We start from the raw sequence: 3,206 nt of genomic DNA on the forward strand, positions 1-3,206 counted from the left end.
CCGGACGCGGTTGACCAGCACCGCGCCCGGGCGCAGGTCGGCGCCGTCCAGCTCGGCCACCGCCTCGACGGTCTCGCGGACCGGCATCTCCTCCAGCAGCGTGGCCAGGTGGATCACGGTCTCGCCGGAGTGCAGCAGCCGCACGACACCCTCGGCCTGGCCGCGGATCGGGCCCGTCTTCGCCAGGTCGGTGAGGGCCTTGGTGACGTCGAGGAACTTGACGACCCGGCCGGTCGGCGGCGAGTCGACGACGACGGCGTCGTAGGTGTGCCGCCCGTCGGACTCGGTGCGCCCGACGCACTCCTTGATCTTCCCGGTGAGCAGGACGTCGCGGAGTCCGGGAGCGAGCGTGGTCGCGAATTCGATCGCGCCCATCCGCCGCAGCGTCCGGCCGGCGAAGCCCAGGTTGTAGAACATCTCGAAGTACTCGAGCAACGCGGCTTCGACGTCGATGTGCAGCGCGCGCAGTTCGCCCCCGCCGGGCACGGCCGCGATGCGCTGCTCGGCGTAGGGCAGCGGCTCGGTGTCGAAGAGCTGCGCGATGCCCTGGCGCCCCTCGACCTCGATGAGCAGCACGCGACGGCCTTCGCGGGCGAGCGCGAGGCCGAGCGCGGCGGCCAGCGTCGTCTTGCCCGTCCCGCCCTTGCCGGTGACGAAGTGCAGCCGGGCGCGGGCAAGCTCGTCGGTCCAGCCGGCATGGGGAGTGGTCACTTCTTCACCCTAAATCAGCTCTCAGCTGGCCAGCAGCATGACGCTGACCGCAGCGGCGACCGCCGCGACCAGTGCCCAGGCCACGGCGCCGGGCAGCACGGTGAGGGTGAGCACGCCCACCACGACCAGCAGCGTGAAGGTGATCACGCCGCCGACGGCGACCTGGCCGGAGCTCTGGGTCCGGTCCCGCACCTTCGCCATCACGACGAGCACGAGGGGCAGTCCGGCCGCCGCGAGCAGCGCCGTCGCGATCACGCGCCAGGTATCCACGGGCCAACGCTAGCGACGTGAGATGAGCCACACGACGGCGCGTCGCACGCCGTTTTCCGGCGGCGGCCCCCGGCGCCCTTGCCCGCTTGGCTACGCTCCCGATCCATGAGCGCCACCAAGTGGGAGTACGCGACCGTCCCTCTGCTGATCCACGCGACGAAGCAGATCCTCGACCAGTGGGGCGAGGACGGCTGGGAGCTGGTCACCGTGCTGCCGAACCCGACGGGCGAGCAGCACGTCGCGTACCTCAAGCGTCCGAAGGGCTGATCCGCGTGAGCTGGAGCGAACGGCTGAAGGAACTCGGCATCGAGCTGCCCGGCGTGGCCGCTCCGCTGGCCGCCTACGTGCCCGCCGTCCAGAGCGGTAAGCACGTCTACACCTCGGGCCAGCTGCCCTTCGTCGACGGCGTGCTCGCCGCGACCGGCAAGGTCGGCGCCGAGATCAGCCCCGAAGAGGCGAAGGGGCACGCCCGCACGTCGGCGCTCAACGCGCTCGCGGCCGTGCACGCCTTGGTCGGCATTGACAACGTGGCGAGGATCGTCAAGGTTGTCGGCTTCGTGGCTTCCGCGGAGGGCTTCACCGGTCAGCCCGCGGTCGTCAACGGCGCGTCCGAGCTGCTCGGCGAGGTCTTCGGGGACGCGGGCATCCACGCCCGCTCGGCCGTCGGCGTCGCGGAGCTGCCCATCGGGTCGCCGGTGGAGGTCGAACTGATCGTGGAGGTGCAGTGATGGATCCGGACATCGAGCAGTCCACGCACGAACTGCTGCTCCGGCTGGCCGGGCGGCTGCCCGACCAGCTGCTGTGGCGGTTCCGCGACTGGCTCGGCGAGGGCGCGATGGGCACCCTCGCCCGGACCTTGCCGAGGTCTTTGCTTAAGCACAGGATCGACCTCGACCAGACGGAGTACCGGCTGCTCGTGGCCGGTCTCATCCCGCACGGCGCCGACTGGCACCAGGTCAGTTCGACGCTGGGGGTAGACGACGTCACCGAGAACCGGTACACATTCACGTCGAGTGCGCCCGAATGGGTTAACTCGGTCGACTCCGTGTCCGTGTTGATCCACGCAACGTTGCGGGGACGCCCGGACGTGGGGGAAGTGCGGCAGAGCTGGCGACACGTCGGTGTGGTCGGGCAGGGGACCGCCAAGCGCGTCCTGCTGATCACCGCGCAGGCGGGTTTGCCCAGGTTGACCGGCGAACTGCAGCGGGTGCTGCGGGTCTTGGGCGACGAAGAGCCCAGTGTCGAAGTCATCCCGCCGCGTTTCGACCTGCCGGGGTACCACCGGGCCGCGCTGGCCGACTCAGAGCTGGTCTGCGTGGGCGCGGTGGCGGGGAACCGGCTAGTAGCCGCATAACGCTCGCCCGCCAGCGAGCTGGGAGGGAGCAAGGCAATGGTGGAGGTCCACGACGGCCCGCCCATGGACGGGTTTTCGGTGCCCCTGCGCCTGCACAACCTGTTGCTGGCCCTGGCGGGCCGGATCGACGACAGCGCGCTCACCGAAGCGCGTGAGCTGATCGCCCGTGCCCACATCGACGAGGCGGTCGAGCTGACCACCGGCACGCTCATCGCGGGCCGGATCCCGGTCAGCTCCGCCGAACAGCGCGAGCTCGCGCTGGTGCTCGAGATGAGCCGTTCGGACGCGACGCTGGCGAACGACCTGCTGGTCGACGAGGCCGAGCCGGTCAACACGCACCGGTTCAGCGGCGAGAACTCCCCGGAGTTCGGCATCGCCGAGGCGCTCGACCGGACGCTGCAGGTGCTGCCGGACGTCCGGTCGGTGCACGCGGTGTGGCGCAACACCCCGGCCGGCAGCGTGCCGGGCGCGCTGCCGCAGCGCGTGGTGCTCGTCGAGCTGGGGCCGGAGGGCAACCCGCCCGCCGTCGCGTTCCGCGTCGACACGGCGCTGCGCCGGGCCGGGATCCACTCCGTCGTCGAGGTCAGCGGCCCGGGCGTCGCGCACTCCGAGTACCACCAGGCCGCTTCGGCGGCCGCGTCGCCGGCCTGGGTGACCGGGAGCACGACGTCGAGCGCGTCCTCCTTTCGTCCCGACCCGGTCGTCAAGCCGCCGGCCCCGGTGACGCCGGAGCCGGTCGCGGAGTCGGGTAGCAGGCACAGCATGCGGTCGAGCAGCACCACGGCGGCGCCGCCCGAGCCGGTCGCCCCGGTGGTGCCGATCGTGTCGCCGCCGCCGGCCCCGGAACCGCCTCGCAAGGCGCGGTCCGAGC

Annotated in this window: 6 protein-coding genes; 4 read left to right on the forward strand and 2 right to left on the reverse strand. The window is 71.6% G+C overall.

The window, feature by feature from the left end:
* Nucleotides 1-711: ArsA-related P-loop ATPase (locus tag G3I65_RS05610; protein ID WP_160695155.1), on the reverse strand; the 711-nt coding region annotated here is incomplete at its 3' end.
* A 21-nt stretch (nucleotides 712-732) separates the two neighbouring features.
* Nucleotides 733-981 (reverse strand): hypothetical protein, encoded by a 249-nt coding sequence (locus G3I65_RS05615; RefSeq protein ID WP_160695156.1) that lies wholly within the window; start codon nucleotides 979-981, stop codon nucleotides 733-735.
* Between the two features lie 105 nt (nucleotides 982-1,086).
* On the opposite strand from G3I65_RS05615, the gene G3I65_RS05620 reads away from it, so the two are divergent.
* The 4 genes from G3I65_RS05620 to G3I65_RS05635 form a co-directional block, all read left to right on the forward strand.
* A complete protein-coding gene (locus tag G3I65_RS05620) occupies nucleotides 1,087-1,248 on the forward strand; it encodes a DUF4177 domain-containing protein (RefSeq protein WP_086679227.1) in 162 nt (53 codons plus the stop codon).
* A gap of 5 nt (nucleotides 1,249-1,253) precedes the next feature.
* On the forward strand, nucleotides 1,254-1,709 hold the full coding sequence (locus G3I65_RS05625; RefSeq protein ID WP_086840822.1) for a RidA family protein: 456 nt from the start codon (nucleotides 1,254-1,256) through the stop codon (nucleotides 1,707-1,709).
* Entirely contained in the window at nucleotides 1,709-2,335 is a 627-nt protein-coding gene (locus G3I65_RS05630) for a hypothetical protein (protein WP_086859607.1), read from the forward strand. The genes G3I65_RS05625 and G3I65_RS05630 overlap by 1 nt, the downstream gene beginning before the upstream one ends.
* 36 nt (nucleotides 2,336-2,371) lie before the next feature.
* On the forward strand, nucleotides 2,372-3,206 hold an 835-nt coding region (locus G3I65_RS05635), incomplete at its 3' end, for a hypothetical protein (protein WP_160695157.1).

Origin of the sequence: Amycolatopsis sp. SID8362, from assembly GCF_010550475.1 — a bacterium.
Lineage (GTDB): Bacteria > Actinomycetota > Actinomycetes > Mycobacteriales > Pseudonocardiaceae > Amycolatopsis > Amycolatopsis eburnea.